Origin of the sequence: Streptomyces sp. NPDC058796, from assembly GCF_042745235.1 — a bacterium.
In the GTDB taxonomy this organism is placed as follows: Bacteria; Actinomycetota; Actinomycetes; order Streptomycetales; family Streptomycetaceae; genus Streptomyces.
Map to the genome: position 1 here is coordinate 451,799 of NZ_JBHYOP010000004.1, position 18,957 is coordinate 470,755.

26 protein-coding genes are annotated in these 18,957 nt (G+C 72.1%); 5 read left to right on the forward strand and 21 right to left on the reverse strand.

The features are described from left to right. The first annotated feature begins 136 nt into the window (after window positions 1-136). A complete protein-coding gene (locus tag ACFW47_RS13930) occupies window positions 137-322 on the forward strand; it encodes a hypothetical protein (protein WP_386280502.1) in 186 nt (61 codons plus the stop codon). Between the two features lie 169 nt (window positions 323-491). Here the strand turns inward: ACFW47_RS13930 and ACFW47_RS13935 are convergent, their stop codons facing one another. The 3 genes from ACFW47_RS13935 to ACFW47_RS13945 form a co-directional block, all read right to left on the reverse strand. After that, complete coding sequence (locus tag ACFW47_RS13935) at window positions 492-1,748, reverse strand: GNAT family N-acetyltransferase (RefSeq protein ID WP_386280500.1); 1,257 nt, start codon at window positions 1,746-1,748, stop codon at window positions 492-494. Between the two features lie 74 nt (window positions 1,749-1,822). After that, the gene (locus ACFW47_RS13940) at window positions 1,823-2,824 is read right to left on the reverse strand and encodes an asparaginase (RefSeq protein ID WP_386280498.1); all 1,002 of its coding nucleotides are present in this window, start codon (window positions 2,822-2,824) and stop codon (window positions 1,823-1,825) included. Between the two features lie 94 nt (window positions 2,825-2,918). Then, window positions 2,919-3,590 (reverse strand): aerial mycelium formation protein, encoded by a 672-nt coding sequence (locus ACFW47_RS13945; RefSeq protein ID WP_386280496.1) that lies wholly within the window; start codon window positions 3,588-3,590, stop codon window positions 2,919-2,921. Window positions 3,591-3,769: 179 nt separating this feature from the next. Between ACFW47_RS13945 and dtd the strand changes: the two genes are divergently transcribed. Further along, window positions 3,770-4,195 (forward strand): D-aminoacyl-tRNA deacylase, encoded by a 426-nt coding sequence (gene dtd / locus ACFW47_RS13950; protein WP_073729726.1) that lies wholly within the window; start codon window positions 3,770-3,772, stop codon window positions 4,193-4,195. A 9-nt stretch (window positions 4,196-4,204) separates the two neighbouring features. Here dtd and ACFW47_RS13955 read toward each other — a convergent pair whose 3' ends face one another. From ACFW47_RS13955 to ACFW47_RS13975, 5 genes are all read right to left on the reverse strand, one after another. Continuing rightward, window positions 4,205-5,170: a YgfZ/GcvT domain-containing protein gene (locus ACFW47_RS13955; protein WP_386280494.1), complete on the reverse strand. Its 966-nt coding sequence runs from the start codon at window positions 5,168-5,170 to the stop codon at window positions 4,205-4,207. A 10-nt stretch (window positions 5,171-5,180) separates the two neighbouring features. After that, a complete protein-coding gene (locus tag ACFW47_RS13960; protein ID WP_386280492.1) occupies window positions 5,181-5,618 on the reverse strand; it encodes a Fur family transcriptional regulator in 438 nt (145 codons plus the stop codon). A 16-nt stretch (window positions 5,619-5,634) separates the two neighbouring features. Continuing rightward, window positions 5,635-6,210, reverse strand: coding sequence for an FABP family protein (locus tag ACFW47_RS13965; protein WP_272586226.1), 576 nt, complete (start codon window positions 6,208-6,210; stop codon window positions 5,635-5,637). 169 nt (window positions 6,211-6,379) lie between these two features. Then, window positions 6,380-6,595: a DUF397 domain-containing protein gene (locus ACFW47_RS13970; protein ID WP_386280490.1), complete on the reverse strand. Its 216-nt coding sequence runs from the start codon at window positions 6,593-6,595 to the stop codon at window positions 6,380-6,382. Next, entirely contained in the window at window positions 6,577-7,419 is an 843-nt protein-coding gene (locus ACFW47_RS13975; RefSeq protein WP_386280488.1) for a helix-turn-helix domain-containing protein, read from the reverse strand. The genes ACFW47_RS13970 and ACFW47_RS13975 overlap by 19 nt, the downstream gene beginning before the upstream one ends. 172 nt (window positions 7,420-7,591) lie before the next feature. On the opposite strand from ACFW47_RS13975, the gene ACFW47_RS13980 reads away from it, so the two are divergent. Both ACFW47_RS13980 and ACFW47_RS13985 read left to right on the forward strand, forming a co-directional pair. Then, entirely contained in the window at window positions 7,592-7,984 is a 393-nt protein-coding gene (locus tag ACFW47_RS13980; protein WP_386280486.1) for a hypothetical protein, read from the forward strand. Window positions 7,985-8,189: 205 nt separating this feature from the next. Further along, entirely contained in the window at window positions 8,190-8,552 is a 363-nt protein-coding gene (locus ACFW47_RS13985) for a DsrE family protein (protein ID WP_003974797.1), read from the forward strand. A 99-nt stretch (window positions 8,553-8,651) separates the two neighbouring features. Here ACFW47_RS13985 and ACFW47_RS13990 read toward each other — a convergent pair whose 3' ends face one another. From ACFW47_RS13990 to ACFW47_RS14010, 5 genes are all read right to left on the reverse strand, one after another. Next, window positions 8,652-9,503: a hypothetical protein gene (locus ACFW47_RS13990; RefSeq protein ID WP_386280484.1), complete on the reverse strand. Its 852-nt coding sequence runs from the start codon at window positions 9,501-9,503 to the stop codon at window positions 8,652-8,654. Continuing rightward, window positions 9,500-10,348 (reverse strand): hypothetical protein, encoded by an 849-nt coding sequence (locus ACFW47_RS13995; RefSeq protein WP_386305909.1) that lies wholly within the window; start codon window positions 10,346-10,348, stop codon window positions 9,500-9,502. Before ACFW47_RS13995 ends, ACFW47_RS13990 begins: the two co-directional genes overlap by 4 nt. Then, entirely contained in the window at window positions 10,345-11,160 is an 816-nt protein-coding gene (locus ACFW47_RS14000) for a hypothetical protein (protein ID WP_386305910.1), read from the reverse strand. Before ACFW47_RS14000 ends, ACFW47_RS13995 begins: the two co-directional genes overlap by 4 nt. Window positions 11,161-11,308: 148 nt before the next feature. Beyond that, on the reverse strand, window positions 11,309-12,073 hold the full coding sequence (locus ACFW47_RS14005; protein WP_386280477.1) for a glucose 1-dehydrogenase: 765 nt from the start codon (window positions 12,071-12,073) through the stop codon (window positions 11,309-11,311). A gap of 29 nt (window positions 12,074-12,102) precedes the next feature. Further along, on the reverse strand, window positions 12,103-12,912 hold the full coding sequence (locus ACFW47_RS14010) for an SDR family NAD(P)-dependent oxidoreductase (RefSeq protein ID WP_386305911.1): 810 nt from the start codon (window positions 12,910-12,912) through the stop codon (window positions 12,103-12,105). 162 nt (window positions 12,913-13,074) lie between these two features. Between ACFW47_RS14010 and ACFW47_RS14015 the strand changes: the two genes are divergently transcribed. Beyond that, window positions 13,075-13,704 (forward strand): TetR family transcriptional regulator, encoded by a 630-nt coding sequence (locus ACFW47_RS14015; protein WP_386280472.1) that lies wholly within the window; start codon window positions 13,075-13,077, stop codon window positions 13,702-13,704. 52 nt (window positions 13,705-13,756) lie between these two features. Here ACFW47_RS14015 and ACFW47_RS14020 read toward each other — a convergent pair whose 3' ends face one another. The 8 genes from ACFW47_RS14020 to ACFW47_RS14055 all read right to left on the reverse strand — a co-directional run bounded on the left by ACFW47_RS14020 (window position 13,757) and on the right by ACFW47_RS14055 (window position 18,925). Further along, entirely contained in the window at window positions 13,757-14,017 is a 261-nt protein-coding gene (locus tag ACFW47_RS14020; protein ID WP_386280469.1) for a DUF3099 domain-containing protein, read from the reverse strand. A gap of 100 nt (window positions 14,018-14,117) precedes the next feature. Next, on the reverse strand, window positions 14,118-14,405 hold the full coding sequence (locus tag ACFW47_RS14025; RefSeq protein ID WP_121747762.1) for a DUF1416 domain-containing protein: 288 nt from the start codon (window positions 14,403-14,405) through the stop codon (window positions 14,118-14,120). A gap of 33 nt (window positions 14,406-14,438) precedes the next feature. Further along, complete coding sequence (locus ACFW47_RS14030; protein ID WP_219187417.1) at window positions 14,439-15,284, reverse strand: sulfurtransferase; 846 nt, start codon at window positions 15,282-15,284, stop codon at window positions 14,439-14,441. A gap of 127 nt (window positions 15,285-15,411) precedes the next feature. After that, on the reverse strand, window positions 15,412-15,492 hold the full coding sequence (locus ACFW47_RS14035; protein ID WP_350203226.1) for a putative leader peptide: 81 nt from the start codon (window positions 15,490-15,492) through the stop codon (window positions 15,412-15,414). Between the two features lie 189 nt (window positions 15,493-15,681). Continuing rightward, on the reverse strand, window positions 15,682-16,419 hold the full coding sequence (locus tag ACFW47_RS14040; RefSeq protein WP_386280466.1) for a DUF2993 domain-containing protein: 738 nt from the start codon (window positions 16,417-16,419) through the stop codon (window positions 15,682-15,684). A 129-nt stretch (window positions 16,420-16,548) separates the two neighbouring features. Continuing rightward, window positions 16,549-17,733 carry a hypothetical protein gene (locus tag ACFW47_RS14045; RefSeq protein WP_386305912.1) on the reverse strand — a complete coding sequence of 395 codons (1,185 nt, stop codon included), beginning with the start codon at window positions 17,731-17,733 and terminating at the stop codon, window positions 16,549-16,551. A gap of 2 nt (window positions 17,734-17,735) precedes the next feature. Then, entirely contained in the window at window positions 17,736-17,990 is a 255-nt protein-coding gene (locus ACFW47_RS14050; RefSeq protein ID WP_217245275.1) for a MoaD/ThiS family protein, read from the reverse strand. A gap of 62 nt (window positions 17,991-18,052) precedes the next feature. Continuing rightward, entirely contained in the window at window positions 18,053-18,925 is an 873-nt protein-coding gene (locus ACFW47_RS14055) for an alpha/beta hydrolase (protein WP_386280460.1), read from the reverse strand. Window positions 18,926-18,957 lie beyond the last annotated feature (32 nt).

The window sequence follows — 18,957 nt, forward strand, 5'->3', positions numbered from 1 at the left end:
ATCTTTGGGCAGTTCACCGGAAGGTGGTTATGAGACGCACCCAAGCGGAGATAACTACAGTGAAGTTGGCAGCCAACTTGAGCAACGTGGTCAAACCTTCAGAGGGTTGGCCGCCACGGTGAACAGGGGGTCCACCATGCCGCTCATCGCCATCGTCGTCGCCGCTCTGGCCATCGGGTTCGAGCAGCTCGTGCAGTCGAAGTACGGGCCGATGGGCGTCATCGCGTTCGTCGCGCTGTCCATCGGCATCAAGGCGAAGAACACCATGATCGGCGGTGTGGGCGCGGTGATCCTCGTGATGCTGCTCGCACAGTCCGGCTGACCCGGCCCACTGCTGTCCGGGCCCCCGTTCCGGAGGGGAGCCGGGGACCCGGACGGGCAGTCGCACCACGCACGACAACCACAACCACAACCGAACAGCGGCACGACAACCACAACCGAAGAGCGCTACGGATGCGCACACCCACCGTCACCGGCAGAAGGGAGCCGCCTCAGAACAGGTCCGGGCACCAGGGCCGCCTGGACGTACGCAGCAGGGCGTCGGCCACACGGGCGGCGCCCGCTCGTTCTTCCCGGACCCGCCCGAGCGCGGCCAGCCGCACGGCCGACTCGTCCCCGAGCCACAGCGCCGCCAGCTCCCCCGCGTCGAGCACGAGGTGGGCGCTCTCGGTGGTCGGCGTGCAGGAGGCCCCGTCCGGCCCCGCGTCCAGCCGCCACCGCCCACCGGTCAGCCCCGCCCGGTCCGCGACCTCCAGCACCAGCGACCCCCGCCCCTCGTACGCGCGCGCCTCCAACGCCCGTACGACGTCCAGGATCCGTACCCACAGCCAGTCCGCCTGGGTGGTGATCCTGGCCGCGCGCGGGTCGGGCAGGAGGTGCGGGAGCAGGTCGTCGGGGGCGCGCCAGCCGCTCTTGACGGTCGTGATCCAGTCGATCGAGCACAGGTAGCGCCACAGCGCGCGCTCGGCGGCCGGGGTGACGGCGATCAGCCAGTCGACGGTCGCCGTGTTCAGCGGCTGCTTGCCGTCGCCCCAGTGGTCGTCGCTCCGGTAGCAGACCAGGCCCTCCACCTCGCCGTCCGCCGAGCGGTACAGGGCGTAGTAGGGCTCGGTCCACGGGGTGCCGCTCCAGTTGACGGCACCCGTCCGGATCTGCCACCACAGCTCGGTCCGGCTCACGGCGCCCGGCTGGGCCCGGCGCAGCCGCTCGTGCAGTTCGGGGCCGAGCTTGCGGACGTCCTCGCCGTCCACGAGGTCGATCCGCCCGCCGTCCTCCGGGGCCGCCCAGCGGGGGTCGAGTCCGGCGCGGGGGACGTCGACGGTCCACTCGGTCATGGTGGTGGCGGGGCCGAAGCCGTAGCGGCCGTAGATCGGGTACTCGGCCGCGATCAGGGTCGCGACGACGTCCCCGCGGTCCTTCGCGGCGGCCAGGTCCTGCGCCATCATCCGGGTCAGCAGGCCGCGGCGGCGGTGGGTCGCGGTGACGGTCACGTTGGAGATCGCGTCGGCCTGGACCGGGGCGCCGCCGACGGCGGTGACCTCCTGGTCGAAGGACCGGAAGGTCGCCACGCACCGGGCGCCGTCGAAGGCGCCGAGGAGCCTGCCGGGCACGAAATCGACGCGGCGGGCCTCCAGCTGTTCCGCGGTGACGGCGGGCGGTCGCAGGAACCCCGTGTTCAGTGCCCGGTTCCAGTCGGCGTACTCGGCTTCGGTGATGGGACGTACGTCTACGTCGGTGCTGCTGGTCATGGGCTCACGGTAGGCCGGTCCCCCCGCCCGCGTCGCGGGGATTTGCGGGTCCCGTGCGCGGGCCCCCGGGCTGGTCAGAAGGCCGCTCGGATCTCCCCCACCTCGCGCCCGCCGCCCAGCAGCGGCGTGCGGCCGATGCGCTCGACCACGGGGCTCTCCACCCCCATCAGCGTCAGGGCGCGGGCCAGGACCGGGCCGAGGGCGCGGGTCGCGCCGTCCTCGACCTTGAAGGCCAGGGCGCGGCCGTCCGGCAGGGCGACGGCCTGGACGGCCTCGGCGCCCATCTTGGAGAGGGTCCCGGGCACCTCGCGCATCAGCCAGGTGTCGGCGCGCCGGGTGCCGGCGACGTACTCGGGGTGGGCGCGCATCGCGTCGGCGACCCGGCGCTCCGCCGAGCCCGGCTCGGCGGCGACGAAGGAGCGGAAGGCGCGGGCCAGCCCCACCAGGCTGATCGCCATCAGGGGCGCCCCGCACCCGTCCGTGCCGACGGCGGCGACCGGCTCGCCCGCCGCGTCCTCCACAACCCTGTGGATGATCCGCTGGAGCGGGTGCTCCGGGTCGAGGTACGTCTCCTGCGGCCAGCCCCGCTCGGCGCAGACCGCCAGCATCGCGGTGTGCTTGCCGGAGCAGTTCATGGTGACGCGGTCGGCGGCCGCGCCCGAGGTCAGGTACGTGTCCCGCTCCTCGGGGTCCAGCGGCAGGTCGGGCGGGCACTGGAGCAGGGCCGGGTCCAGGCCGTGCTCGTCGAGCATCTTGCGGACCAGGTCGCGGTGAAACGATTCTCCGGAGTGGCTCGCGGCGGCCAGCGCCAACCGCTCCCCGGCGAGGTCCAGGCCGGCCCGCAGGACGCCGGCCGCCTGCATCGGCTTGTTGGCGGACCGCGGGAAGACCGGCTCCGTCACCTCCCCCAGCGCCAGCTCCACGGCCCCGTCCGCGGCCAGGACGACGAGACTGCCCCGGTGCCGCCCTTCGACGAACCCGGACCGGACGACCTCGGCGAGAACGGGCGGCACGACGGGCGACAGGGCGGACGTGGGGGCGGGCTGGGACGACTGGTGCGGCTGGGGCGCGGACATCGGCGGTGGGCCTTCCGGACGGGTGACCCGCCGCGCGGCGACGGCCCGGGATCACCGGACCTCCGGTGGGCGGCCGGACCGGCCGCCCCTCACGTCACACGAGCAGGTCGTCGACTTGTGCTTCCCCTTCACGGTACCGGCGTGCGATCTCCCCGCTGCAGTCGTCGGCTGTCCGCTGGAGCCGCTGCCTGCGCCGGGAGATCTGCCGCTCGTACCGGACGAGCCGGCCCATCCCGCCGGTCAGCTCCGCGTCGGTGCGGGCCGTCAGGTCGGACAGCTCCACCTCGCCCAGCATCTCCGCGGCCAGCCGCCGGCACTCCTCGCTGCGCGGGGTGGCGAGCGTCACATGCCGTGCGGAGGACCGCTGCCGCGCCGGGGCGTCCGCCAGGATTTCGGACAACCGCTCGACGACGGACCCCGTCGCCGCGGTGGTGACCACGGACGACGACGGGCCCGGACCGCGCCGCGCCAGCTCCGCGCGCAGGATGTCGATCCGCCCCTGCAGCAGCCGTCGTACGTAGCTGAGATCGGCCTCCTCTCGCTGGGCCTCCCGGCGCAGCGTGCGCAGCTCGGGCAGGCTCAGCGCGGTCAGGTCGTGCGCCCCCTTGTCCCCCGTGCCCCCGGTGCCCGAAGGGCCTGGTGGGGGAAGGTCCGCGGGCAGCTCCGGACTGTCCGTGCGCTGCACGGGCGGCCGGGGCGCCTCCAGGCCTCCCGGATATGTCAACGCGACAGTGCCAAGCGACTGCCCCGTACTCGGTGTGCTCATGTGCCTCTACCGTCCCCTCGACCGGCGTCTGGGAGCATCGTGCCACCCCAAGTGGTTGTTATGTGACCGAGTGCCCACGATCGGCCCCGATCGGCCCCAGATGGGGGGTTAGGGAGAGAAAAGAAACCCCGTACGGGCCCGCCCGCCCGCACCCTGGGGGCGCACGGCATCATGACGGGATGCGTGCAGTGGTACAGCGGGTGGACGGCGCGAGCGTCGTGGTGGACGGCGAGACCGTGGGGGCGATCGAGGGCGAGGGTCTGTGCGTCCTGGTCGGTGTCACCCACGACGACACCGAGGAGAAGGCGGCGCAGCTCGCCCGCAAGCTCTGGTCGGTGCGGGTGCTGCACGACGAGAAGTCGTGCAGCGACGTCGACGCACCGCTCCTGGTGATCAGCCAGTTCACCCTTTACGGCGACGCCCGCAAGGGCCGCCGCCCCACCTGGAACGCCGCCGCCCCGGGTGACGTGGCCGAACCCCTGGTCGACGAGGTCGTCGCGCGGCTGCGCGCGCTGGGCGCGACGGTGGCCACGGGCCGCTTCGGCGCGCAGATGCGGGTGTCGCTCACGAACGACGGCCCGTTCACGGTCCTCGTCGAGGTCTGAGACGGCGTCCTACGGCTCGACGACCGTCTCCTGGGCGGCGGCCGTGTCCTCGGCCACCAGCCGGGCGTCCACCGGCACGTTCCGCTTCACCAGGGCGAGGGCGACCGGGCCCAGCTCGTGGTGGCGTACGGACGTGGTGACGAACCCGATCTTCCGGCCGTCCGGACCGTCGTCCGCGAGCCGCACCTCCGACCCGCTCGGCGGCAGGTGGACCTCGCTGCCGTCCAGGTGCAGGAAGACCAGCCGGCGCGGCGGCTTGCCCAGGTTCTGCACCCGGGCGACGGTCTCCTGCCCCCGGTAGCAGCCCTTCTGGAGGTGCACGGCGGTCCCGATCCAGCCCAGCTCGTGCGGGATGGTCCGGTGGTCGGTCTCGAAGCCGAGCCGCGGGCGGTGCTGCTCGACCCGCAGCGCCTCGTGGGCGAGGATCCCGGCCGGCGGCCCGGCCTGTGCCGCGAACGCCTCCAGCTCCTCCCTCGGCAGGAAGAGATCACGGCCGTACGGCGTCTCGCGGACGGCGGCGCCCTCGGGGACCTCGGCGATCGACCCCGCCGGCAGGTGCACGACCGCGGTGTCGGCGGTGCGGTCGGCGACCTCGACCCGGTAGAAGAACTTCATCGACTCCAGGTAGGCGATCAGCGCCTCCTGGCTGCCGGGCTCCACGTGGGCCCAGGTGGTCGTGCCGTCGTCGACCAGGTACAGGGCGTGCTCGATGTGGCCGTTGGCGGAGAGGATCAGCGCCTCGGTGGCCTGTCCGGCGGGCAGCTCGCTGACGTGCTGGGTGAGCAGCAGGTGCAGCCAGCTCAGCCGGTCGTCGCCGGTGACGGTGACGACGCCGCGGTGGGAGAGGTCGACGAATCCGGTGCCGTCGGCGAGGGCACGCTGCTCGCGGAACAGGTCGCCGTAGTGGGCGGCGACGCCTTCGTCCACGCCCTCGGCGGGGACGGCGCCGGGCAGGGACAGCAGAGGGCTCTTCATACGCCCTAGCCTACGACTCGGTAGTTGAAGCCTTCAGGGAGCAGTCCTCGCACCGGCCGAAGATCGCGAAGTGCTTCATGTCGGTGTCGAAGCCGAACTGCCGCCGCAGCTTGGCGGTGAACTCGGCGGCCACCGACAGATCGGCCTCGATCACGTTCGTGCAGTCCCGGCACACCAGGTGGATGTGGTGGTGCCGGTCGGCCAGGTGGTAGGTGGGCGCCCCGTGCCCCAGGTGGGCGTGGCTGACCAGCCCCAGCTCCTCCAGGAGCTCCAGCGTGCGGTACACCGTGGAGATGTTCACCCCCGACGCCGTCTTCCGCACTTCGCCGAGGATGTCGTCGGGGGTCGCGTGTTCCAGGGTGTCGACGGCTTCGAGCACCAGCTGCCGCTGCGGGGTCAGCCGGTAGCCGCGCTGCCTGAGGTCGCTCTTCCAGTCGGTGCTCACCACACCCCTGAGTCTAGGACTACTTGAAGAAAGCGATCCCGTCGTCGGGCATGTCGTCCGGGAGGGCCTTGGCCCAGCGCTCGACGTCCTCCGGGGTGACGACCTTCTTCAGGTGCGCCGACATGTAGGGGCGCAGCTCGACCTCCGGGGTCTGCTTCTCGCCGACCCACATCAGGTCGCTCTTGACGTAGCCGTAGAGCCGCTTGCCGCCGGTGTAGGGCTGAGAGGCCGCCGTGCGGGCCACCGCGTCCGTCACCAGGTCGATCTGCGGCTTCTGCTCGGCCATCTCGCCGTACCAGATCTCGATGACGCCGTCGTCGCGCGTCATCGTCACCTCGACCTTGCGGTTGGCGTCGATGCGCCAGAAGCCGTGCTCGGACTCCAGCGGGCGGACCTTGTTGCCGTCGTTGTCCAGCACCCAGGTGTGCGACTGGTACTCCAGGAAGTCCCGCCCGTCGTGGGTGAAGGAGACCTCCTGGCCGAAGTTGCACTTCTCGGCGCCGGGGAAGTCGTGCACGCCCGCGCCCGCCCAGTTCCCGAGGAGGAAGGCGAGGGGGACGAGGTCCTTGTGGAGGTCGGACGGGATCTCGATCATGAGGGGTACTTCCTGGCGTCGGTGATCAGCGCTGGCCCTGGTACAGCTTCTTCACGGTCAGACCGGCGAAGGCGAGGACGCCGACGCAGACCAGGACCAGCAGGGCTTCGAAGAAGATCTCCACGGGGTGCTCCTTGAGCGGGGGGCATACGACAGGGCCGCCCCCAGCTTACGCGGCCCTTCCGGCCGCTTCCCGTCGGACTCCGCCCACGAAGGCGGCCCACGCGGGCGCGGTGAAGAGGAGCGCTCCGCGGGAGGGGTCCTTGCTGTCCCGGACGGGGACGAGGGAGGGGAGGTTGTCGGAGACCTCGACGCAGGCGCCGCCGTCCTGGTTGCTGTAGCTGCTCTTGCGCCACGTGATGTTGCTCAGGTCGATGACTCGCATGACGCTTCCTCCAACATCCGCCCGATGAACTGCCGCGATCCCTCTGGAGACAGAGCCAGATCGCGTACCCGATCGTATCGGAGCTGGAGCTGTTCGACGGGCGTGGTTTCTTGGACCAGTTCGCCTGAGTAGCCGGTCTCGACCCAGGCGACGGTCCGGCCCCCGCGGCCCCGTAGAAACATGACGTCGGTGTTCGTCAGCCCGTGCAGCCCGGCCGTCCAAGGCAGCACCTGGACGATGACGTTGGCGCGCTCCCCCATCGCGGCGAGATGGCTCAGTTGCGCCCGCCACTCATCCCGGTCGCGCAACGGACTACGCAGCACCGTCTCGGAGAGGATCGTGCGGAACTGCGGACCGCCGGGTGCCAGCAACAGCTCACGTCGTCCTACACGTGCCGCCACCTGGGCTTCCAGCTCCGCTCCGGCAAGCCCACCCTCCTTGAGCAACTCGGCCGCGTACTCAGGCGTCTGAAGCAACCCGTGAACGATGCTCGGCGAGTACTGCCACATACTCACCGCCTCGGCCTCAAGGACCATGTACCGGCGGTACCGCTCCTTGAACTGCGTGGGATCGGCCACCGCCAGCTCCCACAGCGTGAGCAGCATTCCGTTCGTGCCGTAGTACTGGTCCAGCGCCTCGACGATCTCCGGGCCGCCCAGCGTGTGGCCGTTCTCCATCTTTCCGAACTGGGACGCGTCCCAGCCCACCGCCTCCGCCATGCCCCGCAGGGACACACCCCGCCCCTGCCGGAGCAGCCGCAGCTCCTCCGCGAACCGTGCCCTCGGTTCCTGACTGCGACCCGTGATCGCCCTCCGCTGCGGCACCGCACCCCTCCCGGCTGTGGAATTTGTGGAATTTGGAGCGCCCGTTGTGGCACTAGCGGCCGTTCCGGGCTTGGCGACCCCCGCCGTGGGACATGCTCGTAACTGCCCACTGCTACACAGAGTAGGGCAACTGTCGCATTCCGTATAGATGTTGACGTAAGGGAGCGAACCCGTGAAAACAGGACCGGCCACCTTCCAGCTCGGTGCCGTGCTGTACGACCCGGCCGCCGCGAAGGTCGGCGCATACCAGGGCCGGTCCGGGCCCCGCGCGCTGCTCCGTCCCCTCGGCGGCGGCCGGGAGTGGGAGGCGGAACCGGCATCGCTGCGGCCGGCGACCGACCGCGAACGCCTCAGTGCGGGCGTGCGCGCCGCGAACGACCGCGCGCGTACCGCGCCCCCGGACCCCGGCGACCTGGACCGGCCCCCGGCGCCGGTCCCCGGCTGCGCGGCCTGCGCCCGGCTGGACGACCGGCGGGAGGCGGCGCGCACGGAACGCGACCACAGCGCGGTGACGGACGCGAACGTCCTGCTGCGCCAGCACCAGCGGGCGGAGCACGACGGATGACGTACGAAGGCGGTCTGCCCTACGAGGAGTGCCGACGGGCCCAGCGGCTGTCGCCCCGGCTCGACCGGACGCCCCTCTCGCCCGGTTTCGCGATGCCCCCGTTCCACCCGGACCACCCGCCGAGGCCGCGTGCTCAGCGTGGCGACGCTGCTGGTGACGATCGCCTTCGCGGTCTGAAGCCGCCCGCGAGGGCTACGCTTCCGGCATGGCGAAGAAGCTCGTGATCAAGGTGACGGCGGGGGCCGATGCCCCCGAGCGCTGCTCGCAGGCGTTCACGGTGGCGGCGGTGGCCGTGGCCAGCGGGGTCGACGTGTCGCTGTGGCTGACCGGGGAGTCCGCCTGGTTCGCGGTGCCGGGGCGCGCGGCCGAGTTCGAGCTGCCGCACGCCGCGCCGCTGCCCGACCTGCTCGACTCGCTTCTGGCGGGTGGCCGGGTGACGCTGTGCACCCAGTGCGCGGCCCGGCGCGACCTGACCGAGAAGGACGTCATCGAGGGCGTGCGGATCGCGGGCGCCCAGGTCTTCGTGCAGGAGGCCCTGGCCGACGACACCCAGGCCCTGGTCTACTGACCCGCTCCCAGAAAGCGTGAACACTCAGCACCCGAGTGTCCTCAGACTGCTCATCCGAGCACCCCGAGGACACCCGCGGGCGAAGTGTTCACACTTCCGTCAGAGAAGCAACCGGGTCTGCAGGGCCACGGTCTGCTGGAACGGCACCTCGGCCGCCCCGCCCGCGCGGCTCTGCAGCACTACCGCCAGGACGTCGCCGGCGCCGAGGTACGCCTCGCGGACCTGTTCGCCGCCGTAGGGATCGGGTTCGGTGAAGACGGCGGTGATCACGTCGTCGGACTCGGCGGCCTCCGGGAAGTCCTCGTCGGGTTCCACCGTGTCCGCGCCCCGCACGGCGTAGACCGGGCTGTCGTACGGCGCCAGCTGCATGGTGTGCAGGTCGTCCACGACGGCCGCCGTACCGAACTGGAGCAGGTAGATTCGCGTGTGCGTCCCGTCCTCGGTGGTCCAGCCGCGTGCCGCGATGTGACGCAGCCCCGCGTCGACGATCTTCAGCCGCAGTGCTTCACGGTCGGACTCCTCCTCGTACTCCGCGAGGAACGTCTCCGTCGCCAGCCAGCCGTCCGTGCCGCGCAGAGCCGGGTCCAGTGTCGCCCCGTCGGGCGCCGGCAGGACCAGGGCCCGCAGATCGGCGTAGTGGGCACCGGCCGCGTTCCCCTCGGCGAACGGCCCCGGGCTGCCGGACGGCAGCGGCGCCGCGGTGAGCGTCGGGTACTTCCAGCGCCCGTCCGACGCGGTCGCGAGCCCTGGCACATCCGTCCGGTCCATCCGGGTGATGCCGTACGCCGTGGCCGATCCGACCGCGGCGAAGACGGCGACGGCGGCGGTCCAGCGCAGCACGGCGCGCAGGACCCGGCGGTTCTTGCCCGACGGAGCCGGGGCGCCGGGCGGCGGGGCGTCCGGCAGGGGCGGCAGGGGGGTGGGGGCCGGCGGGGTGATCTGCTCGGTCACACGGACTCCCCGGGTTCGACGATGCGGTCCAACTGGTCCTTCAACAGCGCGGCGACACCGTCGGCGTCGAACGGCTGCGCTCCCTCGGCGGTGGCGACGACCGCGATGTCTCCCGTGGAGGCGGAGCAGAACATCCTGTCGAGCTCCTCGTCGTCGCCGGAGCCGGAGCCGGAGCCGGAGCCGGAGCCGGAAGGCGAGCGATAGCAGGCGGCGTTCTCGTAGCCTTCGATCTCGGGGCCCTCGAGGAAGATGTCGAGGGCGTCCAGAAGCCCGTTCCGGCCCGTCGTCACGGAACTGGCCGCGGCCTGGTCCTCCATCCGGGCCAGGACGATCGTCATGGTGGCGGCGCCCGCCACACGGTTGGCGTTCTCCCCCATGGTGAAGGCGTAGCTGCGCATCGCCATCTCCTTGACGCGCCGGCGGTCGATCTCCTTCTCCAGCTCTTTGCGCTCGGTTCGGGGCAGGCCGGCCAGCGACTCCTTGAACAGGGCGGCCGTCCGGTCTCCGTTCAGCACGGCGTCCGAGCCGAACTCGCCCAGGTCGGGGCCGCGCCGCCAGTTGTCGGGCCGGTACGGCACCAGGGTCCAGGCCAGACTGCCCGGCTCGGCCGCCGCCGCCGTCCGGTCCTCGGTGGGCTGGGGACGCGCCCAGGAAGGGGCACCCGGATCGCGGTCGGCGTCCGCGACGGCCACAGCGGTCCACGCGACGGCGCCGACGACGGCGCCGGTCAGCAGGAGCGCTCCGGTGACGGCGGCGGTCCGGCGGCGGCCTCGGCGTCCGGGGGCGGGAGAGGGCGGTTCGGTGGGCTCGACCGTGGACGGGTCATCGTTCCGGTGCTCGTTCACAGCCGCCCCATCTGCTGCTCGGCCAGGTCCAGGATCATCTTCCTGTCGATCCGCTTGGCACCGCTCACCCAGATCTGAACGGCGATGTCGCCCCGCCGGGCGTGCGCTACCGCCCGGTAAGGGAACTGCGAGGCGTCGAGGCCGGGGACAGGCTCGTCATAGACGTACACGCGGCCGTCCCCCGTGCCCGGGATGCTCCAGTCGCCGACGCCGTTTCGGCCTGCGGAGAACTGGCCTTTCGCGTTGGCCTCGGCGGCGCCGAGGACCTCTTCCTGCCGGTACTGGATCAGCCGGATCTCCACGGAGTACGTCTCGCCGACCTCCCAGCCGGTGACGGCGGCCCGGCGGAACTCGTTGCGGAGCAGATACTCGTACGCAACCTGCGGATTCCCGAAGGTCGTGGTGTAGCCCGCCAGGCCCATCCAGCCGTCGGAGCCCTTCAGCCAGTCGAACTCCTCCGCCCCGCGCGGCTTCTCCAGCAGCAGGTCACGCAGGTCGCCCTCGGTGCGCACCTGGCGGTCCTGGCCGGCGGGCAGCGGCTTCGGCGCCTTCCCGGTGCTGGGCGCGAGCGCGGCCTGCGACAGCGGCGGCAGCTTCGTCGGCTCCCGGCCCGCCTGCACGATCACTCCGGCGCAGGCGCCGACGACCAGTCCCAACACGGTGGCGGCACCCATGAGCAGTGCCGTACGCCCGCGCCTCCGGGGGCGTACGGGCTCCTCGACGGGCGAGGAAGGGCCACCGGCCGGCGGCACGTCCTCGTCCGGCGCCGCCGGCCCGGCGGGTACCGCGGGTCTCCCTGGTTCCTCTTCCATGACGTCCCCCCACAGAATGTGAAGCGCGCGTTCCGTATACGCGCACCCAGGAGACCCGCAGCCGAGGTCCGGGGTTGCGGCGAAGTTGATCACGATTCGGCCATGGTGAACCCGGTGGACCGCGTCTTCGGCAGTTTGAGACTGACGCTCACTGCCCCATGACGTACGCCACGGTCGGGCCGGTGGTCCAGCCGCCGTCCACCGCCAGTTCCGCGCCGGTGACGTAGGACGCGGCGTCCGAGAGCAGGAAGACGACCGCGCCGGCGATCTCGTGGGCCTCGCCCACCCGGCCCATGGGCGTGTTGGGGTACTTCCCCTCGCCCCGCTCGATGCCGACGGCCGCGGTCATCGGGGTGTACGTCATCCCCGGGTGGACGGAGTTGACGCGGATGCGGGCGGTGCCCAGTTCCACGGCGCCGATCTTCGTCAGTCCGCGCACGCCCCACTTGGAGGCGCCGTAGCCCGCCGTGAGGGCGAGGCCCATCAGACCCGCCGCGGACGAGATGTTGACGATCGATCCGCCGCCGGCCTCCTTCAGCGCGGGGACCACGGTCTTCATGCCGATGAAGACGCCCGTGAGGTTGATGTCCAGCACCTTGCGGAAGTGCTCGACGGACTCCGACTCCAGCAGGGAGCCGGTCGAGATGCCGGCGTTGTTCACCAGACCGTGCAGCGACCCGAACGCGTCGACCGCGAGGTCGGCGGCCCGGCGCCAGTCCTCCTCCGAGGTCACGTCGTGGTGCAGGAAGCGGGCCCGGGCGCCGAGTTCGCGGGCGGTGGCCTCGCCCTCGTCGTCGAGGACGTCGGTGATCAGGACGTGTGCGCCGGCGGCGACCGCCTGGCGGGCGGCCTCCGCGCCCAGGCCCCGGGCGCCGCCGGTGATGATCAGGTTCTTGCCGGTCAGGTCGTGCATGGGGGGTGCTCCTTCCAGAGGCGGGCAGGTCAGAAGTGGGTGCCGCCGTCGATCCGGATCTCGGTGCCGGTGATGAACCGGCCGTCCTCGGAGCCGAGCATCGCGACCACGGACGCCACGGTCTCCGGGCCGGCGAAGCCCTGGCCGAGGGCGGGCGAGAGCTTCGCGAAGAGGCTCATGTCGGCGTCCTCGGGCAGCCCGGGACCGGCGCTCTGCCCGCTGGCCCCGCTGCCGTCCGTCATGCCGGAGGCGATGGATCCCGGCTGCACGGCCGTGAAGCGGATGCCGCGCCCCGCGTACTCGGCGGCCAGGGCGTGGGTCATGGACTGGATGCCGCCCTTGCTCGCCGCGTAGGCCGCCATGTACGGGTGGGCGAACGCCGCCGAGGTGGAGCTGAAATTGACCACGGCCGCGTCCCGGCCCTCCAGGAGCGCAGGAATCGCCTCGCGGATCACCAGGAAGGTGCCGACGAGGTTCACCGTCAGGACGCGGGTGAAGTCCGCGAGGCTGGTCTGCTCGGTGTGCGAGGAGCGCAGGATGCCGGCGGCGTTGACGAGGACGTCCAGGCCGCCGAGGGCGTCCGTGGCGGCCTGGACGCCCTCGCGCACGGAGGTCTCGTCGGCGATGTCGACGACGAGGGTGGTGAGCCGGTCCGTGTGACAGTGGCCGGCCGCCTTCTCGAAGGTGTCCTTCAGGCCCTTCTCGCTGACGTCCGCGGCCACGACGGTGCCGCCCTCCGCCAGCAGTCGCAGGACGGTGGCCTGGCCTATGCCCGATCCGGCGCCGGTGACCAGGGCGCGGCGGTCTTCGTAGCGGTTCAGGTGGGTGAGGTGGTTCATGTGTGCTCCAACCCGGCTCGCCGTCGTCCGTCGGCCGGTCCCTTACGGCGCCCGCTCTCTGTCCTGCGGCGCCCCGATGCACTTCACGGTACGCCTAGGTGGCACGGTTTGCCACTACGTCACGACATGCCGCCGGACGGTCGCGGGTCGTACGCTTCTGGGGTGAGCACCGAGCCGCCGACCCCGTCCCTGACCGAGCGCCGCAAGGCCGCCACCCAGCTCGACATCGCGCACGCGGCGGCCGAGCTGTTCGGCACCCAGGGCCCGCACGCCACGACGGCCGAGGAGATCGCCCGGCGCGCCGGGGTCGCGCTGCGCACCTTCTACCGGTACTTCCGCTCCAAGCAGGACGCGGTCGGTCCGCTGCTGACCGTCGGTGCCGACCGCTGGCGGGGGCTGCTCGCCGACACGGAGCCGGGCACCCCGCTCGGCCCGGCACTGCGCACCGCGGTCGAGGAGGCGCTGGCGGTCCCGGACGCCCAGGCCGCCGAGGCGATGCTGCGTACGCGCGGGCTGCTGCGGGCCGCTCAGGACGATCCGGCGCTGCGCGCCGTGTGGTACCGCGTGAACCAGGAGTCCGAGGAGCGGCTCGTCCCGGTCGTCGCGCGCCTCACGGACGGCATGGCGGACCCTCTGGAGGTACGGCTGGTGGCCGCCGCCGCCACCGACGCCATCCGGATCGCCATGGAAACGTGGGCCGGCACGGAGGCGGGCGCAAAGGGCCCGGGATCACCGGCCGAACTGGCGGTGCGCTGCCTGGAACGGCTCGTCGGGGGGCTCGACCGGGGGTAGGGAGCGCCTGGGACCGAGGGCCCGGGGCGCCTGAGGCCTGGAACTGAACTGGCTAGTGGGACTTCTTCCTGCCGTCCAGCTCGTCCCACCACTCGTCGGACTTCGGGTCGCCGGAGGGGTCGTCCCACCAGCGGTCGTCGGGGCCGCGGCGGTTGGCGACGACGGCGGCGAGCGGGGGGATGACCATGGCGACCACGCACATGGCGACGGCCGCGGGGACCGACCAGAGCCGGACGACGCCCCAGGCCAGGACGAACAGCGCGATGCAGGTGCCCATCATCACGAAGTAGCGATGCCGCCGCCGCGCGTACATGACTCCAGGGTAGGTCCGCACCCGGGCCGCGGACATGCCGAGGGGCCGCACCCCGGGCGTCCAACCCGTGGGGTGCGGCCCCTCGCCGCCGCAGTCGCCGTCAGACGGCGATCGCGACCTCCGCGAGCCCGCCCTGCTGGGCGACGACCGTGCGGTCGGCGCTGGCGCCCGGGACGAGCGCGCGGACGGTCCAGGTGCCCTCGGCCGCGTAGAAGCGGAACTGGCCCGTCGCGGAGGTCGGGACCTCCGCCGTGAACTCGCCGGTGGAGTCCAGCAGACGGACGTAGCCCGTCACCGGCTCGCCGTCGCGGGTCACGTGGCCCTGGATCGTGGTCTCACCGGGCTTGATCGTCGAGGCGTCGGGGCCGCCGGCCTTCGCTCCGCACATGTCGTACTCCTGAGAAGTTGAGAGGGGGCGGGCTTACTTGTTGGCGCCGAGCTCGATCGGCACGCCGACCAGGGAGCCGTACTCGGTCCAGGAGCCGTCGTAGTTCTTGACGTTCTCCACGCCCAGCAGCTCGTGCAGCACGAACCAGGTCAGGGCCGAGCGCTCCCCGATGCGGCAGTAGGCGATGGTGTCCTTCGCCAGGTCGACCTGCTCGTCGGTGTAGAGCTGCTTCAGCTCGTCGTCCGACTTGAAGGTGCCGTCGTCGTTGGCGTTCTTCGACCACGGGATGTTGCGGGCGGACGGGACGTGGCCCGGGCGCTGCGACTGCTCCTGCGGGAGGTGGGCGGGGGCGAGCAGCTTGCCGGAGAACTCGTCGGGCGAGCGGACGTCCACCAGGTTCTGCGCGCCGATCGCCTTGACGACGTCGTCGCGGAAGGCACGGATGGAGGTGTCCTGCGGCTTGGCCTTGTAGTCGGTGGCCGGGCGCTCGGGCACCTCGGTGCCGTCGACCAGCTCGCGGGCGTCCAGCTCCCACTTCTTGCGGCCGCCGTCGAGGAGCTTGACGCTGTCGTGGCCGTACAGCTTGAAGTACCAGTAGGCGTAGGACGCGAACCAGTTGTTGTTGCCGCCGTAGAGGACCACGGTGTGGTCGTTGGAGATGCCCTTCTTCGACAGGAGCTTCTCGAAGCCCTCCTGGTCGACGAAGTCGCGGCGGACCGGGTCCTGGAGGTCCTGGGTCCAGTCGATCCGGATCGCGTTCTTGATGTGGTTCTTGTCGTACGCGGACGTGTCCTCGTCCACCTCGACGATCGCGATGGTCGGGTCGTCCAGGTGGTCCTGCAGCCAGTCGGCGTCGACCAGGACGTCGCTGCGGCTCATGTTTTCTCCTCCGGGGCAGGTGCGGCGGGGCGTGCGGTGAGAGGGTGTGCGCGCTCAGGCCGGGGCGGCGCGCGGGTGCCCTGGGCAGGGCGGGCGAGGGGACACGGACGGCGGCGTCGCCGTCCGCTCAGACGGTGCGACAGAGCATGGCGGCGACACGGCACAGGTCGACTGCCCGCCGCTTCGTGAGATCCGCCTGTCGCTTCATAAGTCCCGATCGTAGGGACGGACAGCGGGGCGTGTCACCGGCGTGTCGAATTATGAGACACGATTGTCCGCCATGCGGGATGCCCTACGCTCCCCGGGCGGTCGCACGCCGCCTCCCGGCCCGGACGCACCGCCGTACATCTACGCTGCGGACTGCGACGTCTCGCCAGTCGGACGCCCAGTCGCCGCGCTACCCGGCCAGCCTGACGTCCGCACCCTTCACCGTGATCTCGACGCCGTCCTTCGCCGCCTCGACCTTGTCCAGCTGCACGCCGCCGGGCAGCTCGTCGATGGTCTGCTGGAAGTCGGTGATGGCCCGGATGCGGGACTCGGCGAGCTCCTTGCCGCCGATCTCCGGCAGTCCGTCGGCGACGACCTCGACGTTGTTGTCCTTGACCGTGACCGAGCTGAGCACGTCGACCGGCTCGGGCAGCTCGACGCCGAACGCCGTGGCCCGGAGAGAGACCTTGATCTTGCCGTTGCCGCCGTCGGAGAGACCGACGACCTTCGCGGTGATGCCCGGCGCGATGTCCGTGGGCTCGGACTTGGCGGCCTTCATCAGCTCGTCGTAGGCGATGGTCGCGGTGCCGGTGGCGGTGGCCGCGGTGGCGGAGCTGAAGTCGCTGGAGAAGCCGACGCCCTTCATGTTCGCGCGCAGGTGGTCGATGCGGATCTTCTCGGCGCCGTCACCGGTGGACGCCTCGTAGCCGTCGATGCCGATCTCGACGTCGTCCAGCTCGCCGCCGAGGACCTGGGTGAGGAAGGGGAAGCCGTTGATGGAGACGTCGGGCGTCGAGGCCAGGTTCTCGGTGCTTCGCAGCTGGTCCGCCGCCTCGCCCTCGGCGAAGTTGACCGCCACCCGGTCCGCGATCACGAAGAGACCGCCCAGGATCACGACGACGATCAACAGTATTCGCAGTGCACGCATGCGGTGTTCCCCCACCTGGGCGGTCGATTGACGGCGGTCTCCGACGACCGGCGGCCGTCCAGCGCGAGAGTAACGCGCCGGACAAGGGCCACCGGATTTTTGTCGATCACCTGTGACAGGCGGCCGGTTTCAGCCGAGTGCCCGGCCCAGCAGGTAGACGGCCGGCGCCGCGGCGGCCAGCGGCAGGGCCACGCCCGCCGTGAAGTGGACGAAGCGGGACGGGTAGTCGTACGCCGCCACCCGGTGGCCGATCAGCGCGCACACCGCGGCGCCCGCGCCGAGCAGCGCCCCCGACGCCCCGAAGTCCGTCATCGCGCCGGCCGCGATCCCCGCCCCGGCCGCCGCGAGCAGCGCCACGACCAGGGACGCCGCGGTCGGCAGCGGCAGGGCCCGCGCCACGACGGCGACGGCCGCCGCGATCGCGCCGACCGTCACGGCGTCCGCGTCGGCGGCGAGGTACCCGCCCGCGACCACGGCCAGGGCCGCCGCGACGATGGTCGCCATCAGGCCGTACATCCGCTCGTCCGGGTCGGCGTGCGAGCGCAGTTGCAGCACGAGGGAGAGCAGCACCCATACCCCGAGGGTGCCGATGATCGCCGCCGGGGAGCGGTCCGACACCAGCATCGCCGCGTCGGCGGCGAGCGCGGCGGCGAAGCCGAGGGCGATGCCCTGCCGGGCGGGCCACATCCCGTTCAGCCGGAACCAGCCGGCCGCGGTGACCGCCTGGAGGACGACGAGCGGGACGAGCAGGGCGTACGTGCCGAGCGCCGCCCCGACGGCCAGCAGCAGACCGAGCAGCGCGGTGAGTCCCGCCGGCTGCATGCCGGGGTCGATGATCGGCGAACGCCCCTCGGCACGGGCACGCTGGGCGTCCGTTATCCGCGTGTTCCCGGCGAGGGTCGCGGGGCCGTAGCCGGGCTCGTCGGTGGAGGCGGGGGCGGGGGCAGGCGCCGTCGGGGACGCCGGGGAGGGCGTGACCGACTGGTACTGCTGGGGCTGGTGCTCGTAGGGCTGCGGCTGCGGCCCAGAGTGGTACCCGTATGCCTGCGGGTACTCCTGGTACTCCTGGTACGGCTGCTGCGGCTGCTGCGGCGGGAGGTACGCCGTCTCCTCTGCGGAGACCGGCGGCTGCACCTGGGTCTCCCAGGTCTGCCCCTGCCACTGCTGGGTGTACTGGGCGGCGTCCGGGCCCTCGTACCCGTTCTGGTAACCCTGGTGGTCCTGGTACGCCTGCTGCCCGGACGGCCACGCCTGGGCGTCGTACCCCTCGTACGGCTGGTTCTGCCCGTACGGCTGATGCGGCTGGTTGGTCATGCTCATCCTCCCGCGAACGGCGGGAGCACCTCGACCGTGCCGCCGTCGGCCAGCCGTACCGCCTCGTGCTCGCGCGTGCCCACGGGGTCGCCGTCGACGAGGAACGAGCAGCGCAGCAGCACGCGCGTGAGTTCGCCGGGGTGCCGCTCGCGCACCGCGCCGAGCGCGTCGGCGAGCGTGGCCGCGTCGTACGCCTCCTCGGCCACCCCCGCCGCGGCCTTCGCGGCGGCCCAGTAGCGCACCGTGACCTTTGCCATCTGGATCCTTCGTCGCCGGTGCCGATCGGCGTCGGTGCCGTTCGGCGGTGAACCATGTCAGGCTAGCCCGCTCGCGCGGCCGCCCAGTCGCCGATGCGGTGCAGCAGCCCCTCGCCGGACGCGTGCTCGGCGTGGCCCATGCCGGGCTCCACCCAGAGTTCCCCGTGGTCACCGGCCGCCTCGGCCAGCATCCGGGGGTGGTCCAGGGGGAAGTAGCCGTCCCGGTCGCCGTGCACGACGAGCAGCGGCCTCGGCGCGATCCGGGGCACCGCCTCCACCGGCGACAGCGGCACCGGGTCCCAGTCCCGGTGGTGGATACGGGTGCGCATGCCGTAGCGGCCCACCAGGCGCCCGGCGGGCCGCATCACCAGCCAGTGCAGCCGGCGCATGGGTGCCGTGCCCCGGTAGTACCAGCGGGCCGGCGCGCTCACCGACACCACGGCGTCCGTGGCCGCCTCGCGGTCGCCGGCGTACAGCGCGGCGTGCCGCAGGACGACGGAGCCGCCCATGGAGAAGCCGACGGTCACCACGCGGGCGTGCCCGAAGCCGCGCGCCCAGGTGACCGCGGCCGCCAGGTCCAGCACCTCGCGGTCGCCGACGGTGGACCGGCCGCCGGAGGCACCGTGCCCGCGGAAGGAGAACGTGACGACGGCGCCGTGGCGCGCGAACGCCTCCGCGATCCGGCGGACGTGCGGGCGGTCGGCGTCGCCGGTGAACCCGTGGGCGACGACGAACACCAGGTCAGAGGTGCCGCGGGTGGTCGCGCCGGGCTCGTACACGGCGTCGATCCGGACCCCGTCGGGCGTGTGGAGGAAGGTGCGCGCGGGCGTGCGGCGCGGCGTCCGCCGGGACCTGTCCGCGGGTGTCTCGCCGGACGTCTCGGCATTCGGACGAATGGTGGAACGCGCCACATGACCTGCCGGTCGGTTGCTCATGTCGGCTATTCTGCTGGGCAGAGGACTCGGGC